This is a genomic window from Nevskia sp. (genome assembly GCF_051860985.1).
In the GTDB taxonomy this organism is placed as follows: Bacteria; Pseudomonadota; Gammaproteobacteria; order Nevskiales; family Nevskiaceae; genus Nevskia.
This window is the reverse complement of sequence record NZ_JBIMKV010000029.1, coordinates 1-22,177: the sequence shown is the minus strand read 5'-3', so window position 1 is coordinate 22,177 and position 22,177 is coordinate 1. Positions and strand designations below refer to the sequence as shown.

The 22,177-nt window shown below is 66.5% G+C and carries 23 protein-coding genes and 1 pseudogene; 10 read left to right on the top strand and 14 right to left on the bottom strand.

Translation table 11 applies throughout. From position 1 onward, the window contains the following. The first annotated feature begins 27 nt into the window (after positions 1–27). A complete protein-coding gene (locus ACTIGJ_RS18920) occupies positions 28–606 on the top strand; it encodes a MarR family winged helix-turn-helix transcriptional regulator (protein ID WP_439641881.1) in 579 nt (192 codons plus the stop codon). Between the two features lie 91 nt (positions 607–697). Here ACTIGJ_RS18920 and ACTIGJ_RS18915 read toward each other — a convergent pair whose 3' ends face one another. The 3 genes from ACTIGJ_RS18915 to ACTIGJ_RS18905 all read right to left on the bottom strand — a co-directional run bounded on the left by ACTIGJ_RS18915 (position 698) and on the right by ACTIGJ_RS18905 (position 2,842). Beyond that, entirely contained in the window at positions 698–1,453 is a 756-nt protein-coding gene (locus ACTIGJ_RS18915; RefSeq protein WP_439641880.1) for a hypothetical protein, read from the bottom strand. Between the two features lie 64 nt (positions 1,454–1,517). Further along, entirely contained in the window at positions 1,518–2,633 is a 1,116-nt protein-coding gene (locus tag ACTIGJ_RS18910) for an NAD(P)-dependent alcohol dehydrogenase (protein ID WP_439641879.1), read from the bottom strand. A gap of 44 nt (positions 2,634–2,677) precedes the next feature. After that, a complete protein-coding gene (locus tag ACTIGJ_RS18905) occupies positions 2,678–2,842 on the bottom strand; it encodes a hypothetical protein (protein WP_439641878.1) in 165 nt (54 codons plus the stop codon). 193 nt (positions 2,843–3,035) lie between these two features. Here ACTIGJ_RS18905 and ACTIGJ_RS18900 point away from each other — a divergent pair, with 193 nt between their 5' ends. From ACTIGJ_RS18900 to ACTIGJ_RS18860, 9 genes are all read left to right on the top strand, one after another. Beyond that, on the top strand, positions 3,036–4,106 hold the full coding sequence (locus tag ACTIGJ_RS18900; RefSeq protein ID WP_439641877.1) for a 2Fe-2S iron-sulfur cluster-binding protein: 1,071 nt from the start codon (positions 3,036–3,038) through the stop codon (positions 4,104–4,106). A 181-nt stretch (positions 4,107–4,287) separates the two neighbouring features. Beyond that, entirely contained in the window at positions 4,288–4,641 is a 354-nt protein-coding gene (locus ACTIGJ_RS18895) for a DUF2834 domain-containing protein (protein ID WP_439641876.1), read from the top strand. Between the two features lie 61 nt (positions 4,642–4,702). After that, the gene (locus ACTIGJ_RS18890; RefSeq protein WP_439641875.1) at positions 4,703–5,971 is read left to right on the top strand and encodes an OmpP1/FadL family transporter; all 1,269 of its coding nucleotides are present in this window, start codon (positions 4,703–4,705) and stop codon (positions 5,969–5,971) included. A gap of 14 nt (positions 5,972–5,985) precedes the next feature. Then, positions 5,986–7,041, top strand: a complete 1,056-nt coding sequence (locus tag ACTIGJ_RS18885) for a hypothetical protein (protein WP_439641874.1) — start codon at positions 5,986–5,988, stop codon at positions 7,039–7,041. Positions 7,042–7,066: 25 nt separating this feature from the next. Continuing rightward, complete coding sequence (locus ACTIGJ_RS18880) at positions 7,067–8,542, top strand: hypothetical protein (protein ID WP_439641873.1); 1,476 nt, start codon at positions 7,067–7,069, stop codon at positions 8,540–8,542. Positions 8,543–8,556: 14 nt separating this feature from the next. Beyond that, positions 8,557–9,261: a sigma-70 family RNA polymerase sigma factor gene (locus ACTIGJ_RS18875; protein ID WP_439641872.1), complete on the top strand. Its 705-nt coding sequence runs from the start codon at positions 8,557–8,559 to the stop codon at positions 9,259–9,261. Further along, positions 9,258–10,103 carry an anti-sigma factor gene (locus tag ACTIGJ_RS18870; RefSeq protein WP_439641871.1) on the top strand — a complete coding sequence of 282 codons (846 nt, stop codon included), beginning with the start codon at positions 9,258–9,260 and terminating at the stop codon, positions 10,101–10,103. The genes ACTIGJ_RS18875 and ACTIGJ_RS18870 overlap by 4 nt, the downstream gene beginning before the upstream one ends. 91 nt (positions 10,104–10,194) lie before the next feature. Further along, positions 10,195–11,577 (top strand): DUF1329 domain-containing protein, encoded by a 1,383-nt coding sequence (locus ACTIGJ_RS18865; RefSeq protein ID WP_439641870.1) that lies wholly within the window; start codon positions 10,195–10,197, stop codon positions 11,575–11,577. A gap of 252 nt (positions 11,578–11,829) precedes the next feature. After that, entirely contained in the window at positions 11,830–12,888 is a 1,059-nt protein-coding gene (locus tag ACTIGJ_RS18860) for a ParA family protein (RefSeq protein ID WP_439641869.1), read from the top strand. A 972-nt stretch (positions 12,889–13,860) separates the two neighbouring features. On the opposite strand, the gene mhpD is transcribed toward ACTIGJ_RS18860, so the two are convergent. The 11 genes and pseudogenes from mhpD to ACTIGJ_RS18805 all read right to left on the bottom strand — a co-directional run. Continuing rightward, positions 13,861–14,694 (bottom strand): 2-keto-4-pentenoate hydratase, encoded by an 834-nt coding sequence (gene mhpD / locus ACTIGJ_RS18855; protein WP_439641868.1) that lies wholly within the window; start codon positions 14,692–14,694, stop codon positions 13,861–13,863. Then, positions 14,694–15,557, bottom strand: a complete 864-nt coding sequence (locus ACTIGJ_RS18850; RefSeq protein WP_439641867.1) for an alpha/beta fold hydrolase — start codon at positions 15,555–15,557, stop codon at positions 14,694–14,696. The genes mhpD and ACTIGJ_RS18850 overlap by 1 nt, the downstream gene beginning before the upstream one ends. Beyond that, on the bottom strand, positions 15,554–16,297 hold the full coding sequence (locus ACTIGJ_RS18845) for a TetR/AcrR family transcriptional regulator (RefSeq protein ID WP_439641866.1): 744 nt from the start codon (positions 16,295–16,297) through the stop codon (positions 15,554–15,556). Before ACTIGJ_RS18845 ends, ACTIGJ_RS18850 begins: the two co-directional genes overlap by 4 nt. Beyond that, positions 16,284–16,598, bottom strand: a complete 315-nt coding sequence (locus tag ACTIGJ_RS18840) for a Rieske (2Fe-2S) protein (protein ID WP_439641865.1) — start codon at positions 16,596–16,598, stop codon at positions 16,284–16,286. The genes ACTIGJ_RS18845 and ACTIGJ_RS18840 overlap by 14 nt, the downstream gene beginning before the upstream one ends. A 47-nt stretch (positions 16,599–16,645) precedes the next feature. Beyond that, positions 16,646–17,410, bottom strand: a complete 765-nt coding sequence (locus ACTIGJ_RS18835) for an SDR family NAD(P)-dependent oxidoreductase (RefSeq protein WP_439641864.1) — start codon at positions 17,408–17,410, stop codon at positions 16,646–16,648. Further along, positions 17,407–18,306, bottom strand: coding sequence for a VOC family protein (locus ACTIGJ_RS18830; protein ID WP_439641863.1), 900 nt, complete (start codon positions 18,304–18,306; stop codon positions 17,407–17,409). The genes ACTIGJ_RS18835 and ACTIGJ_RS18830 overlap by 4 nt, the downstream gene beginning before the upstream one ends. A 10-nt stretch (positions 18,307–18,316) precedes the next feature. After that, the gene (locus ACTIGJ_RS18825) at positions 18,317–18,817 is read right to left on the bottom strand and encodes an aromatic-ring-hydroxylating dioxygenase subunit beta (RefSeq protein WP_439641862.1); all 501 of its coding nucleotides are present in this window, start codon (positions 18,815–18,817) and stop codon (positions 18,317–18,319) included. After that, a complete protein-coding gene (locus tag ACTIGJ_RS18820; protein ID WP_439641861.1) occupies positions 18,817–20,127 on the bottom strand; it encodes an aromatic ring-hydroxylating oxygenase subunit alpha in 1,311 nt (436 codons plus the stop codon). The genes ACTIGJ_RS18825 and ACTIGJ_RS18820 overlap by 1 nt, the downstream gene beginning before the upstream one ends. A gap of 13 nt (positions 20,128–20,140) precedes the next feature. Then, positions 20,141–20,305, bottom strand: a complete 165-nt coding sequence (locus ACTIGJ_RS18815) for a hypothetical protein (protein ID WP_439641860.1) — start codon at positions 20,303–20,305, stop codon at positions 20,141–20,143. Positions 20,306–20,355: 50 nt separating this feature from the next. Then, the gene (locus tag ACTIGJ_RS18810) at positions 20,356–22,065 is read right to left on the bottom strand and encodes an AMP-binding protein (RefSeq protein ID WP_439641859.1); all 1,710 of its coding nucleotides are present in this window, start codon (positions 22,063–22,065) and stop codon (positions 20,356–20,358) included. Between the two features lie 4 nt (positions 22,066–22,069). Further along, positions 22,070–22,177: pseudogene (locus ACTIGJ_RS18805) on the bottom strand (4-hydroxy-2-oxovalerate aldolase); the annotation flags it as partial.

Sequence of the window (22,177 nt, the reverse complement as noted above, 5' to 3'; positions counted from 1 at the left end):
CGCCACCCACGTTCTCCGATGCCCGTCATGCCAGCCACAAAAACGAAATCCGAACGGGTGGCGAAAGTCACCAAGGCCATTGCCCAGGCCCGGGGCACCGATGATGTATCGCTGGCCGGCAGCCCGCGCGGCGGCGGCGCCGACCTGATGCCGGCAGAGCTGGACGACCATGCGCGTGACGGCATCCGTCTCAGCTTCCTGATTCACGACGTGTCACGGATGCGGCGCAGCGCCTACGACCACTACATGAAGCCGCTGGGCATCACCCGCGCGCAGTGGTGGGTGCTGGCCCACCTGTCGCGCCACGACGGGATGATGCAGACGCAGCTGGCCGACGTGCTGGAAGTCGGCAAGGCCAGCCTCGGCGATGTCATCGAAAGCCTGGAAAGCGGCGGCTGGGTGTCGCGCCGTCCGGACCCGACCGACAAGCGCGCCAAACGCGTCTATCTGTCGAAGTCGGCGCAGGGGCTGATCAAGCGGATGACGCAGCTGGAAGTGGAGTTCAATGAACGGGTGCTGTCCGATTTGTCATCGGAGGAACAGGCAACCCTGTTCAAGCTGTTGCTGAAGGTCAAGCAGTCGATTTCGCGCATCGCCGCCGCCTGATCCGCAGCGGTCGCCACGGCGAAGAAGCCGCAACGAAAAAAGCCCGATGCCGGCGATGCCGGCATCGGGCTTTTTGCTGATGCGCGGGCGCTCAGCCGGGCATCGCCGCGGCCACACCGGCCCGCGCCGGCGCCGCGCGCCGCTCGCCGGCCGCTTCCCGCGCCAGTTCCTGGTACATGAACCACGTGGTGCCGATCAGGTAGGTGCCCCAGACCACCATCGGCACGTAGAAGCCGAACAGGCCGTGGTAGGCAAACGGTCCGCTCTTGAAGAACGCCGGACCAGCGGCGGTGACCAGGCTGGCCGCGCCCGCAAAGGTCAGCCAAGTGAACCAGCGCGGAATCATCGGCACGGCACGGGTGTCCTGCAGCTCCACGATGCCGGTGGCGATCATCTCGATCGCCAAGTAGATCCAGCCGAGCAGGAAGGCGAACCACGACCAGTCGTACCAGGCCTGGATCACGTCGCTGCCGAACTCCGGCCGGTAGGCGGCCACGATCCAGGCGCAGCAGTTGAAGAAGATGATCAGCGAAATGAAGATGCCGCAGACGCCGGCGGTGATCGACCACAGCGGGAAGCGGCCTTCGATCTTCGACAGCATGATGCCGAACTGGATCGAGCCCGGCGTCAGCAGGCCGGCGGCGATGTAGAAGATCGTGCAGCCGATGATCGTGCCCCAGCGGTGCGTCTCGGTGAACCACTGCTTGGTGGCGTCAAGACCGGCATCGGCCGGGAACGGCGCATAGAAATGGCCGATGCCGAGCCAGCCGACCACGGTCAGCGCGGCAAAGATCCAGGTGCACCACAGCCCCATCTTCTGTGAGTTGATGCTCGCTTGCTGCTGCATGTTGTCTCCTCCCGAGTGATGGCCGGAACGCGGCGACGGCCGCCGCGTTCCGGCCGGATTGGCTTCAGAACACCATGACCGGCTTGATCGCGCCGCCCTTCTCGGACGAATGCGCGGCTTCATTGATCTCGCTGAACTTGAACTTCGTCACCAGCCGGTCGAACGGGAACTTGCCCGCCTTGAACCAGGCCGCCATCTGCGGGATGAACACCTTCGGATCGGCGTCACCCTCGGTGATGTACTTCACGCCGACACCGCGAATCAGCATGCTCATCATGTTGGCCGGCAGCGTGGCGTCCGGCGGCGGCACCGCCACCAGGCCGAGCATGCCGTTCGGCAGCATGGTTTCCACGGCCACGCCGATCACCGCCGGGATGCCGGTGGTGTCGAAGGCGTGGTTGACGCCGCCGCCGCTCAGTTCCTTGATCTTGGCCAGCACGTCGGCCTCGGCCTTCGGATCGATGGCGTGGGTCGCGCCAAGTTCCAGCGCCAGCTTGCGGCGTCCCTCGTTCGGCTCGACGACGATCACCGTGCCGGCACCGATGGCGCGCGCGCCCAGCAGCCCGGACAGGCCGACCGCACCGCCGCCGAAGATCGCCAGCGACTGGCCGGCCTTCAGGCCCAGCGACAGCACCACCGCGCCGGCGCCGGTCTGGATGCCGCAGCCGAGCGGCCCCATGATCTCCAGCGGCAGGTCCTTGTCGATGACCACGGCATTGCGCTCATGGGCCACCGCATAGCTGCCAAACGACGACTGGCCGAAGAAGTTGCCGGCGATCTGGGTGCCGTTCTGGCTGAGCGCCGTGCTGCCGTCGCCAGGACGAACGCCGGAGAAATTGTTGGCGAGGAAGTTGTAGCAGTACGCCGGCTGGGTGTTGTCGCAGCTCGGGCAGGCGGCGCAGGAGTTGAAGCTGAGCACCACGTGATCACCCGGCTTGACCGTGGTGACCGCACTGCCGACCGATTCGACGATGCCCGAGCCTTCGTGGCCGAGCACGATCGGCAGCGGCACCGGGAAGCCGTCGCGCACCACCAGATCGGTGTGGCACATGCCGACACCGACCATCTTCACGCGCACCTCGTGCTCGCGCGGCGCCGCGACGGTGATCGATTCGATCGTGAACGGACCGCCGACCTGGCGGACGATGGCGGCACTGGCGGCGAGAGGCTGGTTGGACATGGCGTGAACGGTTCCTGAGCGTGGGTCGAGGGAAGCGGGAGCGCTCAATCGGCAGCCGCGCCGCACAGCGGCGAACGGTGACGATCGAGCGAGCGGTATGGGATGCCCGGGCCGGGCCGGCGACGCCCTTCGAAAGGCTGGCCGTTGCCTGCGAGCGCGGCGTGTCGGAAAAGGGTTGCAGCGGATCTCGGGCCGGCGTCCAGGTCCATGACCGTCTCCTCTCGCGGACCGCAGGACGTGGCTGCGGCATGACTGTGGCCCGTCCAGGCAAGCGATTCCGCATCGCCGGCAGCACTGGCAGCGCCTTGTTGTCAGTAATAGTATTGTACCGTACTATCTGCTGCAAGCATCCCGTGACCGTTGCCGGTCGCTGAAGACATGCGGTTCGCGACGGAGTCCGTGATGGGTCTATTGAAGAAGCTGTTTGGCGGCGGTGAAGCGAAGTTCGTCGAAGTGGCACCGTTCGGTTCGCGCTATGAAGTGCCGTCCGGCGAAACCATGCTGGAAGCCGCGCTGAAGAACGGCGTGCCGTTCCCGCACAACTGCACGGTGGGCACCTGCGGCTCCTGCAAGTGCAAGCTCAAGTCAGGCCGGGTGTCGGCGCTGACCGACTTCGGCTACACGCTGTCGCAGCAGGAAATCGCCGCCGGTTTCATCCTCGCCTGCCAGGCCATTCCGAAGGACGCGCTGACCCAGGTCGAAGTCGAAAGCCAGGCGCTCGACGCACCGAAGGCGGAGTCGTTCAAGGGCCGGATCGCCGCCACCGAGACGCTGACCCACGACATCGTCCGCATCACCGTGGCGCTGGACCGGCCGATCCGCTTCGTCGCCGGCCAGTACGCCAACCTGAAGTACGCCGGGCTGGAGCGGGCGCGCAACTATTCGTTCGCCGATGCGCCGGACCGCGACGGCCGCAGCGAAGTCAGCTTCTTCATCCGCAAGGTGCCGAATGGTGCCTTCACCGAAGCGCTGTTCAAGGGCGAACTGGACCAGTTGCCGCTGGAAGTCGAAGGCCCGCACGGCAACTTCCATCTGCATCCCGGCACCTCGCCGATGATCTGCATCGCCGGCGGTTCCGGTCTGGCGCCGCTGCTGTCGGTGCTGGAAGCGGCCCGCAAGGACCGCGTCAAGCGCCCCTGCGCCTTCCTGTTCGGCGCCCGCACGCAGGCCGATCTCTACGGGCTCGACCAGATCCAGCAGATCGCCAACAACTGGGCCGGTACCTTCGTGTTCCTGCCGGTGCTGTCCCATGAACCGGCCGACAGCAGCTGGACCGGCGCCCGCGGCCTAGTCACCCAGTTCATTCCCGATGCGCTGCCCGGCGTCGCACTGAACGATGCCGAGGGCTACATGTGCGGCCCGCCGGGCATGATCGACGCCGGCATCGCCTCGATGACCGAGTACGGCGTCAAGCTCGACGCCATCTACTACGACAAGTTCACCGACCAGAGCCACATCGCCAAGATGCCCTGAGCGCGGAACGCAGGACGCCGTTCGACATGAACGGCGCGGCACCCGACTTCGGTAGGGGCTGCTCCGCAGGCCGCATGGGCAGACTCCTTTTTCCAAGATCCGCCGGCCGCCGCTCGACTTCATCAGCGGCGGCACATACCAGCAGCGGGCAGCGGCCGTCCTTGAGCGTGGGGAGACAGCAATGACGCAGAATCTGAAGCACGGCCTGTTCGTGGTGCTGGGCCTCGTGGCGCTGTTCAGCACCTGGCCGCATGCCTTCGACTGGATGGCCAACGGCGGCAACATTCTCAATCCGGTGGCCTTCTTCGGTGACGCCATCAAGGCCGGCGGCACCGCCGCCTTCCTGAGCATCGACATGGCGATCGCCTGGGTGGTGTTCATGATCTGGGTCGTGTTCGATGCCCAGCGCATCGGGCTGGGCCTGCGCTGGGGCTGGGGCTTCGTCGGCCTGTCGTATATCGGCGTCTCGCTGGCCTTCCCGCTGTACCTGGTCGTCCGCGAGCGCTTCCTCGACCGCCAGCGCCACGCCGGCTGAACACCGTAGCCGCCACGCCGGTATTCTCCCGGCCCCCTGCGACCATTCGGACACAAAAAACATGATCTCCCTTCGCGCGACAGCCCTGATCGCTGTCGGCTCGCTTGCCAGCCTCAACGCCCACGCCACGCTCGGCATCTTCGAGCACGGCTCCGGCATCAAGGCAATGGGTTTCGGCGGCGTCAGCTACGTCGGCGCCAGCGAGAGCACGGCGCTGAGCGCCAACCCGGCGCAGGCGATCGCCATGGGCAACCGCTATGACGTCGGCGTCGACCTGCTGCGGGTCAGCGGCGGTGCGGAAATCATCGGCAACGCCGCAGGCCCGGACGGCGCCTACCAGTACAAGAGCAACTACTACCCGATCCCCCAGGTCGGCGCGAACTTCAAGGTCGGCGACCGCTGGGCGTTCGGCGTCACCGCCTTTGCCGCCGGCTTCGGCCCGGTCTATCCGCAAAGCCCGTACGCGCGCTTCGCCGGCCCGAACGACAACGGCGTCTCCGATTCATCGCAGACCTCGCTGAAGATCGGCGGCCTGTCGCTGGTGGCCGCCCACCGGCTGGGCAGCCACAGCCTCGGCATGTCGCTCAACCTGCAGCACCAGTGGCTGTCGGTGGAAGGCCTGCTGCCGTTCGCGCCGCTGTCGGAAACGCCGGACGCGGTGTCGAACCAGGGCCCGCACACCAGCTACGGCATGAGCCTGACGATCGGCTGGACCGCGCCGCTGACGCCGTGGCTTGACGCCGGCCTGTCCTACCGCACGCAGGCGCTGCAGCTGCGCATCGAGGAATACCGTGGCCTGCTGCCGGACCAGGGCAAGCTGGAAATCCCGGCGATCTTCGGCGGCGCGCTGCTGGCCCGCCCGGCCGACGGCTGGCGGCTGGCGCTGGAGTACCAGCATTTCGGCTACCAGCGCAGCAACGGCTTCGGCAACGGCATCGATCGCCTGGCCGCCGGCCGGCCGCTCGGTTCCGCCAACGGCCCGGGCTTCGGCTTCAACAACCAGAACGCCTACAAGCTCGGCGTGGAGCATGAGGTGTCGCCGTCGTTCATCGTGCGCGGCGGCTTCATCTACTCCACCCAGCTGCTGTCGCGGCACAACATCCTGCTCAACCAGCAGTCGCCCGGCACCTCGAAGTTCCATCTGACCCTCGGCAGCACCTGGACGGTCGCCAAGGTGCACGAGCTGTCCGGCTTCTTCGCGATGTCCGAGCGCCGCCGCGTGACCGGCGAGAACTCCATCCCCGCTGCTTTTGGCGGCGGCGAGGCGACGATCGCCAACCGCAACATGAGCATCGGCATCTCTTACGGCCGCCGTTTCGGCGGCGACTGAACCGCCCAGCCGCCATGCGCCTGACGCCACCGCCGTTTCCGGACCCTGTCATTCGGCATCCACGTGGAACGGCGCTGGCGCTGGTCGCCGGGCTGCTGGCCGGCAGCGCACAGGCGGCACCAGTCGACCGGGTGCTGACCGTGGTCGCCACCGTCGAGGCGACCCAGACCTGGGAGAAGAACGACCCCAAGTACCCGGCGCGGCAGTGGTCGAAGGGCAGCACCCGGCAGCGCTACGAGCTGCGGGTGCCGATGCGCAGCGACGGCGAGCGGCAGATCCGCAACCTGCTCGATCCCGATCTCGATGCCCGGCTGGAAGCCAAGACCGTGCACCTGGCCCGGCTGGCGAAGAAAGCCATCGAAGCCAGCGGCGGCAAGCTGAAGCTGCCGTCGACGCCGGCCGAGGAAGCCGAGCTGGCCAAGCGCATGCAGTACGACCAGATGAAATGCCGCGGCGACGCCGTGTGCAACCAGGAAACCCAGCTGTTCTACGCCGCGATCCTCGCCGCCACCCAGTATCCGGAAGCGATGGAAGAGGAAGACGAGCCCGGCCGCTACTACCACTTCCTGCCGTACAAGGGCTGCGCCGGCGCATCGCGGGTGACGCTGGAAATGGATATTGCCGGCGAGCGCTGGAACAAGACCGTCGACCGCCTGGTGCCGTTCCAGGAACACCGCACGGCCGACAGCCACAACGCCAGCGACGGCCTGTCGCTGTGCAGCCACTTCACCATCGTCTTCGATCCCGACGACGCCAAGCGGCCGCTGTGGGTGGAGAACATCCACATCCCATCGCCGGTCGGCGTCACCGAGTTCACCGAATCCCAGCACACCTCGCGGGCCACCGAGCCGCAGCCGATGCCGACGGCGGCGCTGGAATGGATCACCGACACCCTTCGTCATGCGCCGGCCAGCGGCAAGGCATCCGCCACGCTGCCTCTGCCGTTGTCACTGAACGGCAACTCGACCTGGCTGGGCCTGTGGACCGGTACCGCGAAAGTCAGTCTCGAGTGGTCGTTCCCGCCGGTGGCGCCATCGCCACCGGCCGCCCCCCAGCCGGCGCACCGCTAGCGGCGCGCCCCGACAGGCACCGCCCATGCGCATCCACACCCTCCTGCTGCTGACCTGCATCGCCCTCGCCACCGCTGTCGCCGGCTGCGCCCGCAGCCCGCACCTCGCCGAACCCAGCGGCTTCTTCGTCGCGCTGAAGACCTGCCGCGCACGCTACGCGGAGATTGACGCCAAGATCGACGCCGCCGGCGTCCGCGACGGCGTGTTCTATCGCGTGCCGGGCTTTCCGTACCTGCGCAGCGACCGCCTGCTGGCCTCGTTCCGTGACGAGGTCAAGACGATCGACGAGGTCGGCGCCTGGCTGCGCCGGATGCGCGAGTTCGATCAAGAAGCCCGCGAGTTCGAGTACGAGAATCTCGGCCTCGATTCCCAGCAGCGCGCGATCCTGCGCGGCGAGTTCCTGAACTGCGGGCGCGGCCTGGCGGCGCTGGAATTCGACGATCCGGACAACTTCAAGCTGGTGCACGACACCATGGTGCCGCCGGATGCCTATTCGTCCGCCACCCGGGCACTGGGCCTGTATCCGCTGACCCTGCCGCTGCAGCGCGCCCGCCTGCGCGCCCACGAGGACGCGGTGCGGCGCGCGTTCGCCAGCCCGCGCAGCGAACGGCTCGGGCCCGAAGCACCGCTGCGCTGGCAGGTGCAGCCGGTGGAGGACGTGTCGCTGATCCCGACCCGCGTCAGCGATGCCTACCCCGACGAACTGGGTTTCCCCGGCCTGGTCGATTCGGCCTGGCGGGCGATTGCCGAGGTCAACGCGCCGGAGCTGCTGATGGCGGCCGGCAGCGGCCAGCGCCAGCTCGGCACGCCGGTCTGGGTCGACGACGGCCACGGCGGCGCGCGGCTGGACATCGACACCCGCCAGCACACCGTGCACTACCAGATCGGCTTCACCCGCTTCGGCGGCGCGCGGCTGATCCAGGTCAACTACTTCCTGTGGTTCCGCAGCGCTGATGCGCTGCCGGGCGAGGCGCCGGTCGACAGCCTGATCTGGCGGGTCACGCTCGACAACGAGCTGCGGCCGATCGCCTACGACAGCGTGCGCGGCTCCGGCCGCGAGCACTTCTGGTTCGCCGTCCGCGCCGACCTGCCGCGCCGGCCGAGCACCGATGACGGCCTGAGCCCGTTCTTCCCGCAGGACACGCCGGCCCCGGCCGAACCGAGCCTGATCCTGGCGCGCGACGGCGGCCTGCGCGGCGTCACCGCTGCCGACACCACCTTGACAGCGCAGCGCTACCAGCTGGGCCGCTTCGAGGAGCTGTACCGGCTACCGCTTCCGGGCGGCGGCAGCCGCAACCTGTTCGGCGCCGACGGCACCATCGCCGGCACCCGCACGCCGGCCCCGGAGTGGTACGCGGTCAGCGGCGTGCCCCGGCCGGGCGTGCTGCGCCACTTCATGCGGCTGCCGGTCAGCTATGTCGGCGAGCAGCACTTCGACGACGCCTACGTGCTGGAACAGGCCTTCGTGCCGCCATCGCCGGCCGTGGTCGGCCAGCCCTGAGCGATCGCGCGCCCGTGACGACATCGCGTCATCACGATGCCGACGTCGATGCCGACGCGATGGCCGGCTTCATCCCCGGCCACGACATCGAGCAGGCGGCGATCGCCGGCTTCGAAGCGCGACTGCAGGCGCTGCTGCCGCGCGCGCCGCTGCGGATGCCGGTCGACGAGAACCGTCTGCGCCAATTGCTGGAACGGGTGTCGCAGGGCGATGCCGAGGCCTTCACCGCGCTTTACGACGAGACCAGCCGCTACCTCTACGCCGTGCTGCTGCGGATGTTGCGCGACCCCGGGCAGGCCGACGAGGCGCTGCAGGACTGCTACATCCGCATCTGGCGGCGCGGCAGCACCTACGCGCCGGAACGCGGCGACGCCGCCGGCTGGCTGATCGGCATCGCCCGCTACCGGGCCATCGACGTGGTGCGCAGCCGCCAGGTGCAGGCCGAACGCCTGAGCAGCCACGCGTCCGATCTGCGCGACGCCGCCGTACCTCCACGATCGCCCGAATTCGACGCCATCGTGCTCACCGACATCGACCGCCTGTCCCGCTGCCTCGACACCATGGACGACGCCCATCGGCGCTGCCTGCTGCTGAGCTTCTACGAGGGCTATTCGAACCAGGAGCTGGCCGATCACCTGGGTCTGCCGCTGGGCACCGTCAAGGCCCGCATTCGCCGAGCGCTGGTGCGCCTGCGGCAGTGTCTGGAAGTGGGCCGGTGATCTACGACCATCCCGAACTGATCGACCGGCTGGCCGCCCAGTATGTGCTGGGCGCGCTGCGCGGCCCGGCCCGCGCCCGCTTCGAGCGGCTGATCGCCACGCGTCCGGATGTGCGCCGCCGGGTCGGCGTCTGGGAAAGCCGCTTCGCGCCTATCGCCTACGGCCTGCCGGCCGTGTCGCCGCCGGCGGCGCTGCGGGCCGCGCTGATCGCCGAAACCCGGCGGCAGCCGTCGTCATCGTCATTGCCGGCGTCGCCAATCCGCCTGGACACGGCAGCACCCGCACCGCGCCAAGCGCGGCCGCCGCGCCGGCGCGCGGTCTGGTTCCGGCGCGTCCGCTTCCTGGCCGCCGCCTGCGGCTGCGGGCTGCTGATCGTCGGCGGCCTGATCGAACTGGCCGGTGCCCGCCTGAGCTTCCCGGCCCAGCCGCCGGCCGGGCCCGCCGACCGCGCCGAGCTGGCCGAACCCGAACTGGGCGGCGACGAACTGCGGCCGCTGCCAGTGCTGCTGGCGCGCCTCGGCATGCCCGGCTCCCGCATGGGCTGGATGATCAGCCTGTCGCCGGATCACCGGAAGCTGGCGATCACCGCCAGCGACGACTACCTGAGCACCGGCCGCACCAGCGTGCAGCTGTGGTGGCTGGCCGATGACGGCGCGCCGCGACCGCTGGCGATCCTCGGCACCGAGCGCGACTCCACCGTCGTCGTCGACGTGCCGCAGGGCCTCGACGCCAGCCGCACCGTGGTGTTCGCGATCACGCTGGAACCGCCCGGCGGCTCGCCGACCGGCAAGCCGACCCGCCCGGTGCTCGACCGGGCCGACCGGCCGGCGCCGCCGATCTGACCCGCAGCGCCGGCCGCGCCGCGCAGCGCCAACCACCGCTTCTTCCACTTCCTTCCCTTTCCCCGCAGCCCTTCCCGGATACCTGACGACGATGAAACTGCTCCGCTACGACGCCGGCTACAGCCGCCGGAAATTCCTTGCCGATGCCGCCAAGGGCACGCTGTCGACCGGCGTGCTGATGCCGCTGCATGAAGCGATCGCCAAGACCGGCGAGATCAGCAAGGCCTACCCCGAGGAACTGCTGTCGATCGAGGGCTACACCAAGGGCAAGATCAAGACCGGCGACATCATCGACGCCAAGAACGTCGAACTGGTGAAGGACCTGATCGAGCCGGTCCGTTACGAACAGATCCTCAAGCAGGGCCGGCGGCTGAAGATCGTCAAGACCACCACCGATGTCATGCGGCTGTCGCCGTGGGAGTACATCGAAGCCACGCTATCGAACAGCGGTCGCGGCATGTTCGATGCCAAGGGCAACGTCGTCGACAAGAACACCGGCGGCCCGTGGATCGGCGGCAACCCGTTTCCGAACCCGACCAACGGCATCGAACTGTTTGCCGCCCAGACCCTGAGCTGGGGCCGCCATGACGCCTCGTTCTACGCGCTGAAGCTGACCACCATCGACCAGGGCGGCCAGGAGCGCTTCAAGTATTCCGGCGGCTGGGCCGAGCTGTCACCGATCGGCCGCGTCAGCATGGACCCGAAGCCGTACTGGGAAGAGCAGAAGACCAAGCTGCGCTTCCAGAGCGTGTTCTTTCTCGAACCGCAGGCTTATCGCGGCACCAGCTTCCTGAACGTCTGGGACTACGACCACTCCACCTTCCCGCAGCTCTACGGCTACGTGCCGGAGTTCCGCCGCATCCGCCAGTTCCCGACCAACCAGCGCTTCGAGCCGCTGATCCCCGGCCTGACCCTGTTCCTGTCCGACGCCTGGGCTGCCGGCGATCCGCTGCACACCTGGGGCAACTACAAGATCGTCGGCCGCGGCCCATTCCTCGGCGGCCTGTCGGACAGCTGGAACCACGAGAACGACAACTGGGAACACGGCACCCACGGCGGCCCGAAGGGCAAAACCTTCTGGGACGCGACCGTCGAGCTGATTCCCGAAGCGATCATGGTCGAAGCCGAACCGCTGAAGTTCCCGCGCGCCCCGATCGGCAAGAAGCGCGTCTGGTTCGACGCCCGCAACCAAGTCGTCGTCGGCATGGTCACCTACGACCGCAACATGCAGCCGTACCGCTCCTTCGATGGCGCCTACACGCTGTATGAAGCCGGGAACAAGAAGGTGATGGACGGCAAGCACCCGTACTGGAGCTGGGCGCATGTCACCTCCAGCGACATCCAGACCAACAGCGTCACGCGGATCGAGCAGGTGCGGGCGGTGGAGGGCCAGCATGTGTCCGGCGCCAATGATCCGAAGCTGTATGACCGGTATCTGACGCAGGCGGCGTTGCAGCGGTTGGGGGCGGTTTGAGCTGAAGGTTGCTCAGGGCCGCAATTGTCGGGTTATCCGGCAGGGATGCACGAAAACGTTGCTGTGGCAGGTTATCGTGTGTTTTTGCAGGCAAAATCCAAGCGGGCGTAGCGCCAGCGCTCCTAGAACTTATCGCTCGTCTGTCGCTCGCCCTTCGTCGAAGCATCTGGCAAGGCCTACGTCTTGCCTTAACAGTAGCGAGCCGAAGGGCGCTAGCATCGATGCTTTGAGCAACCTACAACGAGATCAGACGTGTCCATCTACTCCATCTGGAACAACAAAGGCGGCGTTGGCAAGAGCTACTTGACCTTCCAAGTAGCGGCCGAGTACGCCCGCATCCATCCCGAGAAGCGAGTGCTTGTGATCGACCTTTGTCCACAGGCAAACTCTTCTTCCATGTTGCTCGGCGGAATGCAAGCAGGAGAGGCGAATCTCAACCGAATCCATCTCGGGGTACCTAGACTCACTGTGTCTGGTTACATCGAAGAAAGAATTTTCAGCCCGTACGTAAACCCCAAGTCGGGCGCGCGCTTCGCACTGCAGGTGCATCAGTTCAACTTTCCTGTCCCCAGTAATCTCTTTTTGGTGGTCGGCGACGAACAGCTTGAGATCCAGGCATCGCGGGTCAATGCAGCAGCGTTCCCTGGGCCGCAGGACGCCTGGCGTATCGTGCACACTTGGATCAGTGACCTCATACAGGACATCGTAACGTCTTGGGATAATGCGGACCACACTGTCTTCATCGACTGCAACCCAAGTTTTTCGATCTATACGGAACTTGCACTATCTGCCTCCGACCGCTTGATCGTGCCGTTTTCGGCAGATGGCTCCTCCAAACGCGCGGTTCGTGCTGTCCTTGCCCTGATCTACGGAGTAACGCGCCAGCCGGGCCAGCAACAGTCCGAATTCCACACGAACTCCCAGCGATTTCGCATGGCCCAGCCGACTCTATACATGTACGTGGGAAATCGCCTCACCCAGTACAACCAAGCATCAGGCGCCGCCTTTAAGAGCGTCGTGAACGAGATTGGCGAAGAGATTTTTGCGGTCTGGCAAACGAATTCCAATCTTTTCTGTGTTCACCCTTCTGGTGCGCCAGCGCCGACAAGTAAGCGTGCATTTAAGCAGATGTTTCAATATGAAGTTAACGATGCCAATACAGCCTCCGTCGTCTCAGGTACACTCGGAGTACCAATCTCTGGGCTAAGTTCTGGCAGAACCCAAGTGCTCGGCAAAGACGTAGTTGTCAATCAGTCACAGCTTGACAAGCAGGTGCCGAACATTCGCGAGCTAGCTGCCGCTATCGAATAGCGCTCCACCATTCCACAGCGACGCCTAACACTTCGCTCAAGCTGATACGCCATCGCAGGCACTGTATACGCCCTAGGGCGGGTCCCGACCCATCGCCTAGATTTGCTGCCCCAGTGGAATTAAAGGGGCCAGAGTCGAGTTAATGTCGACTCTGCTTTTTGTCCCGAGCCTCATCGCACTATTTCGCGCTATCGCGCGAGTTACTTTCTTCAACCGCTGAAGAAAGTAACCAAAGAAGGGCGGCCCAGGCAGGGCGTCGGAGGACGAAAAGCCGTCCTCCGATGCCCTGCGCTTCTCGCGCTCTCCGGGGTACCGCGCTGACGGGCCATCCATGGCCCGGCATCGCTCGACCGGCATCCATGCCGTTCGGGTTCGCAGCGAGCAGTGCTCGCTAAGCGCGAACCCTCACCCCCTCCGATCGCTGCGATGCTCGGCGCCATGCAACGGCAGGGATCAGCAGAAGCAACAGCCAAAGCTAAGGCAACGGCAACGGCAACGGCAACGGCAACGGCAACGGCAAAACCGTACCGCCGCTTTTGATTCGGCTTTTGCTTTTGCGGTTGCTTTTGACGTTCGGCCCTCTGCGTGGCGCCGAGCATCGCAGCGGGCTCTGGGGGCAGCCGGCATGGATGCCGGCTGAGCGATACCGGGCCATGGATGGCCCGTTATCGCGGACCCCAGAGATCGCGAGAAGCGCAGGGCATCGGATTGCGCTGTTGCTTCATGCGATCCGACGACACGCCGAGGGCCTGTTTTCTTTGCTTACTTTCTTTTGCGCCAAAAGAAAGTGAGTCGCGCGATAGCGCGAAAGTGCGGCACGAACACAACCGGAGTAGCCGGCGCCATCGCCGCCCGTCAGGTCACGTGCAGCACGGCCCGCTCTGGATTCCGGCTTTCACCGGAATGACGACTCAGGAAGGCAAGGCCAAAGCAGATCGCCCATCAGCGAGCAGCGGCGCAGGCCGCAAGCAATCAAACCGCGAACCGCGCCCGCACCGACCCCAACCCCGCAATCCGCGCCTCGAAGCGATCCCCTGCCTTCACCGCCACCATCGGCCCGAGCGCGCCGGACAGGATGGTGTCGCCAGCCTGCAGTGGCCGGCCGACTTCGACCATCTTCCGCGCCAGCCACAGCACCGCGTTCAGCGGGTGACCGAGGCAGGCGTGGCCAACGCCGGTCGACACCACCTGGTCGGCGCGGGTCATCTCCATCGCGCAGTCGCGCAGGTCCAGCCCGGCCAGCAGCATCGGCGTGTTGCCAAGCACGTAAAGCCCGCTGGAGGCGTTGTCGGCCACGGTGTCGACCAGGCGGATGTCCCAGTTGGCGATGCGGCTGCCGACGATCTCGATCGCGGCCACCGCGTAGCCGACGGCGCGCAGCACGTCGGCCATCGTCGCCTGCTCCGTGGTGATGTCGCGCTCCAGCACGAAGGCCACTTCGGCTTCGACCTTGGCCTGCAGCACGCGGTCGAGCGTCACGGCCTCGTCGTCGCAGACGGCCATGTCGGCGAACAGCATGCCGAAGTCCGGCTGGTCGACGCCGAGCTGCTGCTGCACGGCCGTGGAGGTCAGGCCGATCTTGCGGCCGGCCAGGCGGCGGCCGGCCTTCAGCCAGTGCCGGGTGTTGAGATCCTGCACCGCGTAGGCCGCGGCCAGATCGCCGGGTGCCAGCCGGTCGCGGATCGGGGCGATCGGCCGGCCGCTGCCGTAGGCCTCGCGCAGCGGCTTGGCCAGCACCGCCGGTGACGTCGGCTTTGCTGCTGCCGACGCTGCCCCGGCCTTGCCGGCTTTCGCACGCGCTGCCATCAGGCAGCATCGCCGAAGAAGGCGCGGGCGACGCGGTTGAACTCTTCCGGGTCTTCGTACTGCGGCCAGTGGGCGCTGTCGGCTTCCATCACGTACAGCGTCGAGCCGGGGATGCGGGCATGGGCGGCGCGCGCCGAATCGAGATCGTGGATCGGGTTGTCGCGCGTCCACAGCAGCATGGTCGGCACCGTGATCTGCTCCAGCGGCACCAGGAATTCGTCGTGGCGCGGCAGCATGCGGTTGACCTTCGGCGTCACCTCGCGGCCTTCCGGCATCAGGTAGTAGCGCAGGCGCAGGTTGACCAGCTCGTCGGTGACCAGACGGGCGTGGTTGCTCGGGTGGATCAGCCATTCGATGCGGTGCTTGACCATCTCGAAACTCGGCGCGACACCGGCCGCTTTCTTCGAGCGCTCCATCAGGTCCAGCATGTCGGCGCGGCCTTTTTCCGAGACGATCGGAATGCCGGCGCCGGTGTTGAGCATCAGCTTCAGCACCCGCTGCGGGTACTTCACGGCGAAGAAACCAGACACCCAGCCGCCCAGCGATTCGCCGGACAGGTGGGCGCGTTCGATGCCCATCGCGTCCATCAGCTCGCGCACCTGCTCGGCCAGCACCGGCGGCGTGTATTCCATGTCCTTGCGGGTCGACAGCGCATGGCCGACGTAGTCGAAGGCGATGCAGTGGAACTGGTCGGACAGCGGCACCAGATTCTTGCTGTAAGCCTCCAGATGGCCGCCGATGCCGTGCTGGAACAGGATCACCGGCGCGTCCTTCGGGCCGGCTTCGGCAATGCGGATGCGGCCGTAGGTCGGCGTGTCGATGTAGCGGATCTCGGCGCCGACAAAATCGTTCCACAGGCTCATCGTGTTACTCCGGGGTTCTTGGACAGCGGGGGGTTCTGGTTGTTGTCGGATGCGTGGCTCGACAGCGCCGCCAGATGGCCGCTGACGATCAGCTTCCATTCGGCGAGCAGGCTGCGGAACAGCGCCTCGTCCTGCTGCCACAGCGCACGCACGGCGAAGCCGCGCACCACGCTGATGGTCAGCCACAGCACTTTTTCGGCCTTTTCGCGCGGCACGCCGCGCGCCACCAGCAGCTCCAGCCAGGCCTGCTCGACGCCGAGACGGCTGCTGCGCGCATGGGCGTAGATCTGGTCGCGGATCGCGCGGCTCTTGCTGCCGGCCAGCACCAGGTCGAGCACCACGGTGAAGTCGGGCCCGAGGAAGAATTCGATGCCGTCCTCGATGATCGCGTCGATCGGATCAGCCGCCGCAGCAACCGACGCCGCGCGGCGCGCGCCGCGATTCAGGCTGGCCTGCAGCAGGTGTTCGGCGGTGGCCACCACCAGGCTGTCCTTGCTCGGAAAGTGATGCTGCAGCGCGCCGCGCGACACCTTGGCGACTCGCGCCACTTCATCGGTGCGCAGGCCCGCATAGCCCTTGCGGCGCAGCACCACCGATGCTGCTTCGACGAGCCGCTGGCGCATCTCGTCCGAGCGTTCGGCCTGGGTGCGGCGGCGCGTTGCCACCGGCTTGTCCGGCCGGGCGACCAGCGCCCGGGCGCGCGGCCTGGTCTTCGGCGTCAGGCCGTCAGCAGACGACATGGAGTACGCCGTCGATGACTTTCACCGGATAGGTCTGCAGCGGCTCGCTGCACGGCGAGTTCAGCGCTTCGCCAGTGACGATCGAGAACTCGCAGTAGTGCCAGGTGCAGGTCACGCGATCGCCGTCAACGGTGCCCTCGTCGTTCAGCGAGGCGTTCTCGTGCGTGCAGGTGTCCTGCGTCGCGTAGTAGCCGCCGTTGATGTGGAACAGCGCGATGCGGGTGCCGTCCGGCAGGAAGGCGCTTTTCATCTCGCCGTCGAGCAGTTCGGATTCGGGGATGGTGGCGACGGTCTGGGTCATGGATTCATGCGGGTTGTGGACTGCGCAGCCGGCGGTTCGCGCCGGCCTCAGAGCATCGTGGTGCCGCCGTTGACGCTGATCACCTGGCCGGTGACGAAGGCGGCTTCGCGGCTGCCGAGGTAGGCGACCATCGAGGCCACTTCCTCCATCGTGCCCGGCCGGCCCATCGGCACCACGTCGATGACCTTGCGCACCAGTTCGGGATCGCGCTTCGCCACTTCATCGAGCTGCGGCGTCTGCACCACGCAAGGCGCGACGGTGTTCACGGTGATGCCTTCGCGGGCGTATTCGCGGGCCAGACCAGTGGTCATGCCGTGCATGCCGCCCTTGGCGGCGTTGTAGGCGGCGTGGTCGAACAGGCCGTTGCGCACCGAGTCGGCACCGAGGTTGACGATGCGGCCATAGCCCTGCGCGCGCATCGTCGGCAGCGCGTACCAGCAGCACCAGATGCAGGTCCACAGGTTGCGGTCGATGGTCGCCTTCAGCGTTTCCGGCGTGTGCGCCAGGAACGGCCGCAGGATGCCGCCACCGGCGTTGTTGACCAGCACGTCGATGCGGCCGAAGTGGTCGAGCGCGGCCTTGATGGTCGCTTCGGCGACCGCCTGCAGGGACAAGTCGCCGGCGACACCGATGACCTTGACGCCGTAGTCGGCGATCAGCTCGTCGACCGCCGCATCGACCTGTGCGGCATCGAGATCGCCGATCACCAGGTTCGCGCCTTCCGAGGCGAACCGCTCGGCACACGCATAGCCGATGCCGCGGCCGGCGCCGGTGACGATCGCCACCTGGCCTTCAAAGCGCGGGCCGGTCATGACCGCTGCTCGATCGCGCCGATCTTGCCGAACGCCGGCGTGGCGACGCTGCCCCAGGTATCGAGCGTGGCCGGCACCGGTTCCAGCAGACGCGCTTCGCGGGCGCCGGCTTCCGGGAAGCATTCCATGCCGAAGCTGTACTCGACGGTCATGCCGTCCGGATCGAGGAAGTACAGGAAGATGCTTTCCGACGGTAGGTGACGGCCCGGGCCGAACACGATCTCCACACCGGCTGCCTTCATGCGGTTCATCGCCCGTCCGATGTCGTCGATGTCGCTAACCATGAAGTTCACGTGGTTCAGATGGTCGTGATCGCCGCTGAGCACCGCCATCGAGTGGTGCAGCGGGTTCGGGAAGCAGCGCAGGAAGGCCGCGAAGCCGGGCACGAAGTCCGACGTGCGGAAGCCGAGCTGCTCGTTGAGCAGGCCGACCGTGCCGTTGAAATCGGCGACGTTGAGCACCACATGGCCGAGCCGTTCGATCTTCGCCAGCCGCGCCTCGAAGGGCTTGGCCATGAACATCATCTGCACGAACAGCTCGATGCACAGGCCGCAGCCGGGAATCCGGAAGCGCAGCGCATCGACCAGCCGCAGCGCCTTCTTCTCCTCGGCCGACACCGCGTCCACGGCTAGCCCGATGCCGGTCAGGTGCTTCCGGGCGGCGGCGAGGTCGGCCGCCGATTCCAGCTCGAAGGCGATGCGCTTCAACCCCGGTGTCGCGGCCGGATAGAGCAGCAGCGCGTGGTGATCGCGCGAGCAGCGCAGCGCAACACAATCGTCGGTGGCGGCGCTGACATCGAGACCGACCAGATCGCGATAGAACGCGGTGCTGCGCGAAAGACTCGTGACATTGAGCGCGACGTAGCCGAGGCGCTTGTAGCGGAAGGGGATATTCATCTGCACGGTCTCACAGGATGATGCTGATGCGGCCATTGGGCTTCAGGCCATCCATGTCGAGAATGCAGCGCTTCTCGTGGATCAGCAGCCGGCCGTCCTGCACCACCAGCCGGTAGCGATAGCTGCCGATGTAGGTTTCGGTCAGGCCCATCTTGGTACGGTAGGTCAGCACCGCCGCGCCGACATCCAGCTCGGTGTCCGAGCGGCCACGGATGCGCACGTTCGACACCAGATGCCGGGTCTTGGAGCGCGGGAACTCGGCGTGGGCGGTGCGCTTGAGCAGGCGTTCGACGCGCTGCTCCAGGCGGAAGCGGTCATCGGCGACATAGAACAGCGAGCTGTCCGGCGAGGCATTCGGCGCCACGTCGGTGGCCGGCACGTTGTAGGTGGCGTCGGCGGTGAACAGGGTCAGCCATTCCTTCAGGCGCCATTCGTCGAGCATCTCGGCCTCGAGGAACATGAAGTCCTCGACCTGCTCGCGGGTGACGTTGGCAATGGTCAGCATGCTCATCAGCGGTCACCTCGCGCCGGGGCGGCAGTAGCCTTGGTGCAGGCCTGCCACTGGGTCCAGAACGCGCGCATCTGCAGTTCGTCGTCGTAGTTGACCTTCTCCTTCTTCATGCCCTTGGAGATGTCGCTCCACGGGGCTTCGAGCATCGCTTCGAAGCCGCGCTGGCACTGCTCGAGCGCTTCGACATCATCCGGCGTCGCGAAGCCCCCGGGACCGAGGAATTCGAGGAAGTTCGACAGCCGGTACTTGCGCGCCCAGGCGTTCTCTTCCTGCGGCGCCAGCGCCCAGCCGAACACGTTCATGGCATCCGGCGCAGTCGGGTAATAGGTGCGCACGGTGATCGCCATGATGTCGTTGATGACGAGGTTCGGGAAAATGAACATGTTGCGGTTGAACAGCGCGATGCGGTCCGCGCGTTCCTTCCCGAAGCGCTCGATCAGGCGGTTGTGGACCTTCTCCAGCTCCACCTTGCCTTCCTCGCCCCACAGTGGAATCCACTGCGCGACCGGCCGGCCCCAGGGCGCGCGGTACTCGATCACCGCATGGCCGTTGCCGAGGTCGTAGCCGGTGCCGTCGAACGGCACCGGGCTCATCGAACCCTGCGAGTTCTTCAGGTAGTCGACGTAGGTCGCGTGGGTGTTGATCGCGTGGTAACCGTCGATCGAGTTCTCGGTCAGCAGCTTCCAGTTGGCGCGGATCTGGTACTCCTGCGTACCGCCGACCAGGGTCATCATCGTTTCCGACTGATCGGCGACGATGTCGATCCACTCCTTGGCACCGGCCAGATAATCCGGCAGCGACTGCACGCCGGCATCGAAGCAGATGAACCAGAAGCCGCGGTAGGAATCGATGCGCGGCACCGCGACCAGGTTGGCCTGGCCATCGGCATTGAAGTCATCCGGATAGCAGTCAGCACCCGGCTGGCTCTTGAGCTTGCCGTCGGCTCCGAACACCCAGCCGTGATAGAAGCACTGGAACGACTTGGCGTTGCCCTTGCGCTCGCGGCAGACCTGGGCGCCGCGATGCGGGCAGGCATTGAAGAAGGCGTTGATCTTGCCGCTCGCATCCTTGGTGAACAGGATGCTGCGCTTGGCGACGATGCGGGTCACGAAGTCGCCCGGCTTCACCAGTTCCGACTCATGGCCGATGTACAGCCAGCACTTGTTGAAGATCGTCTCGTACTCGGTCTTCAGGATCTCCGGATCGACGAAGCTGCGCCGCGCCACCTTGAAGCGATGCTTCTCCTTGTCGGTCCAGACGACCGGCAGCTCGGACAGCGGAATGGGTTTCGAATCGACGGGTGCGTTCATGGGTGCGTCCTGTTCAGACAATGACGAGACTGGCCGCAGCGGGAATGTCGAATTCCTCGCCGCAGGTTTCGCAGGTGATGTCCACGCAGCCGCGCGGATCGCTCAAGTAGCCTTCCAGCGCCGCCTCGCAGCGCGGACAGTGAAACCAGACCTGGACCGCTTCGACCTTGACCTGCATGACGCAGAGTCGCGCCTGGCCCGGTGATCTGACGGCAGTGGAAGTCGGCTTCATGCGCGCCTGGGGCTTTCGAGCAGCTCGGGGAAATCGGCTTCCAGATATTCCTGCTCGCCGCGGCTGCCAGCCGCACGGCGCTCGGCCTCGGTAGCGCGCAGTTCGTTGCGCTTGACCTTGCCGGACACCGTCTTCGGCAGCTCGCAGAACTCCAGCACGCGGACCTTCTGATACGGCGCCAGCCGCTCGCGGGCAAACAGCAGGATCGCCTTCGCGGTATCGGCGTTCGCCGCATGGCCCGGCGCCAGGATCACGCAGGCCTTGGGCACGCACAGCCGCTTCGGGTCCGGGCTTTCGAACACGGCGACTTCGGCGACGGCCGGATGTTCCAGCAGCGCACTTTCCAGCTCGAACGGCGAGATCCGGTAGTCCGAGCTTTTGAACACGTCATCGCTGCGGCCGACGTACCAGTAGTAGCCATCGGCATCGATCGACGCGACATCGGCGGTGCCGTAATGCGAGCCGCCGAGCGCCTTCGCGGTCTTCGCTTCATCTCCCGCGTAGCCCGCCATGATCGCGGTCGGCCGTGGCGCAAGGCGCACCGAGATCTCGCCTTCCTTGGCCGGCTTGCCGTCGAGGTCGAGCAGGTCGATCGCATAGCCCGGCAGCGGCCGGCCCATCGATCCCGGTCGCAGCGGCTGGCCCGGCGGATTGCCGAGCATGGCCGTGGATTCGGTCTGGCCGAAGCCTTCGCGGACGGTGAGACCCCAGGCACGCTGCACCTGTTCGATCACTTCCGGATTCAGCGGCTCGCCGGCGCTGGTCAGCTCGCGCAGGCGCACCGGATGAGCCTTCAGGTCTTCGAGGATCAGGCTGCGCCAGGCGGTCGGCGGCGCGCACAGGCTGGTGACGCCGCAGCGGGTGATGGTCGCCAAGGTCCTGGCGGCATCGAAGCGGCCCTGGTTGTAGATGAACACCGTCGCGCCGACCTGCCAGGGCGCGAAGAAGCAGCTCCACGCGTGCTTGGCCCAACCGGGCGAGCTGATGTTCAGATGCACGTCGCCCGGCTGCAGGCCGAGCCAGTACAGCGTGCTCAGGTGGCCGACCGGATAGCTGGTCTGGGTGTGCAGCACCATCTTCGGCTTCGAGGTGGTGCCGGAGGTGAAATACAGCACGCAGGGATCGCTGCCCCGGGTCGGGCCGTCCGGCGCGTAGTCGGACGGCGCCTGCGCCGCGTCCGCATAGCCGGTCCAGCCATCGGCGACGCCACCGACGACGATCTTCAGCTGGCCGTCGGCGATGCCGTCGAACTTGGCGATGCTGGCGGCATCGGCGATCACCGCGCGCATCGCGCCCCGCTCGATGCGGTCCTGCAGATCGGCCGCCGACAGGATCTGCGTGGCTGGCGCCAGCACCGCGCCAAGCTTGATCGCCGCCAGCATCGTTTCCCACAGCTCGACCCGGTTCGGCAGCATCACCAGCAGGCGATCGCCCCGGGCGACGCCAAGGCTGCGCAGCCAGTTCGCAGTGCGATCGGACGCGATCCGCAGTTCCTCGAAGCTGCGCTTCAGTTCGCTGCCCTGCTCGTCGACGATCCACAGCGCGGTGGCGTGGTTGCCGCGCGCCAGATCGTCGAAGTGATCGAGCGCCCAGTTGAACGCCGGCAGCTGCGGCCAGGCGAATTCGCGGAGCGCCGACGGATAATCGGTGCGATGACGCAGCAGCAGGTCGCGGGCCGCACGGAAGGCGGCGGTGGCGGGGCTCATCGGATCAGGCAGCCAGCAGGCCGCGTTCACGGGCCATGTTGATGGCGGTGTCTTCGATCATGTCTTCCTGTCCGCCGACCATCTTCTGGCGGCCGAGTTCGATCAGGATCTC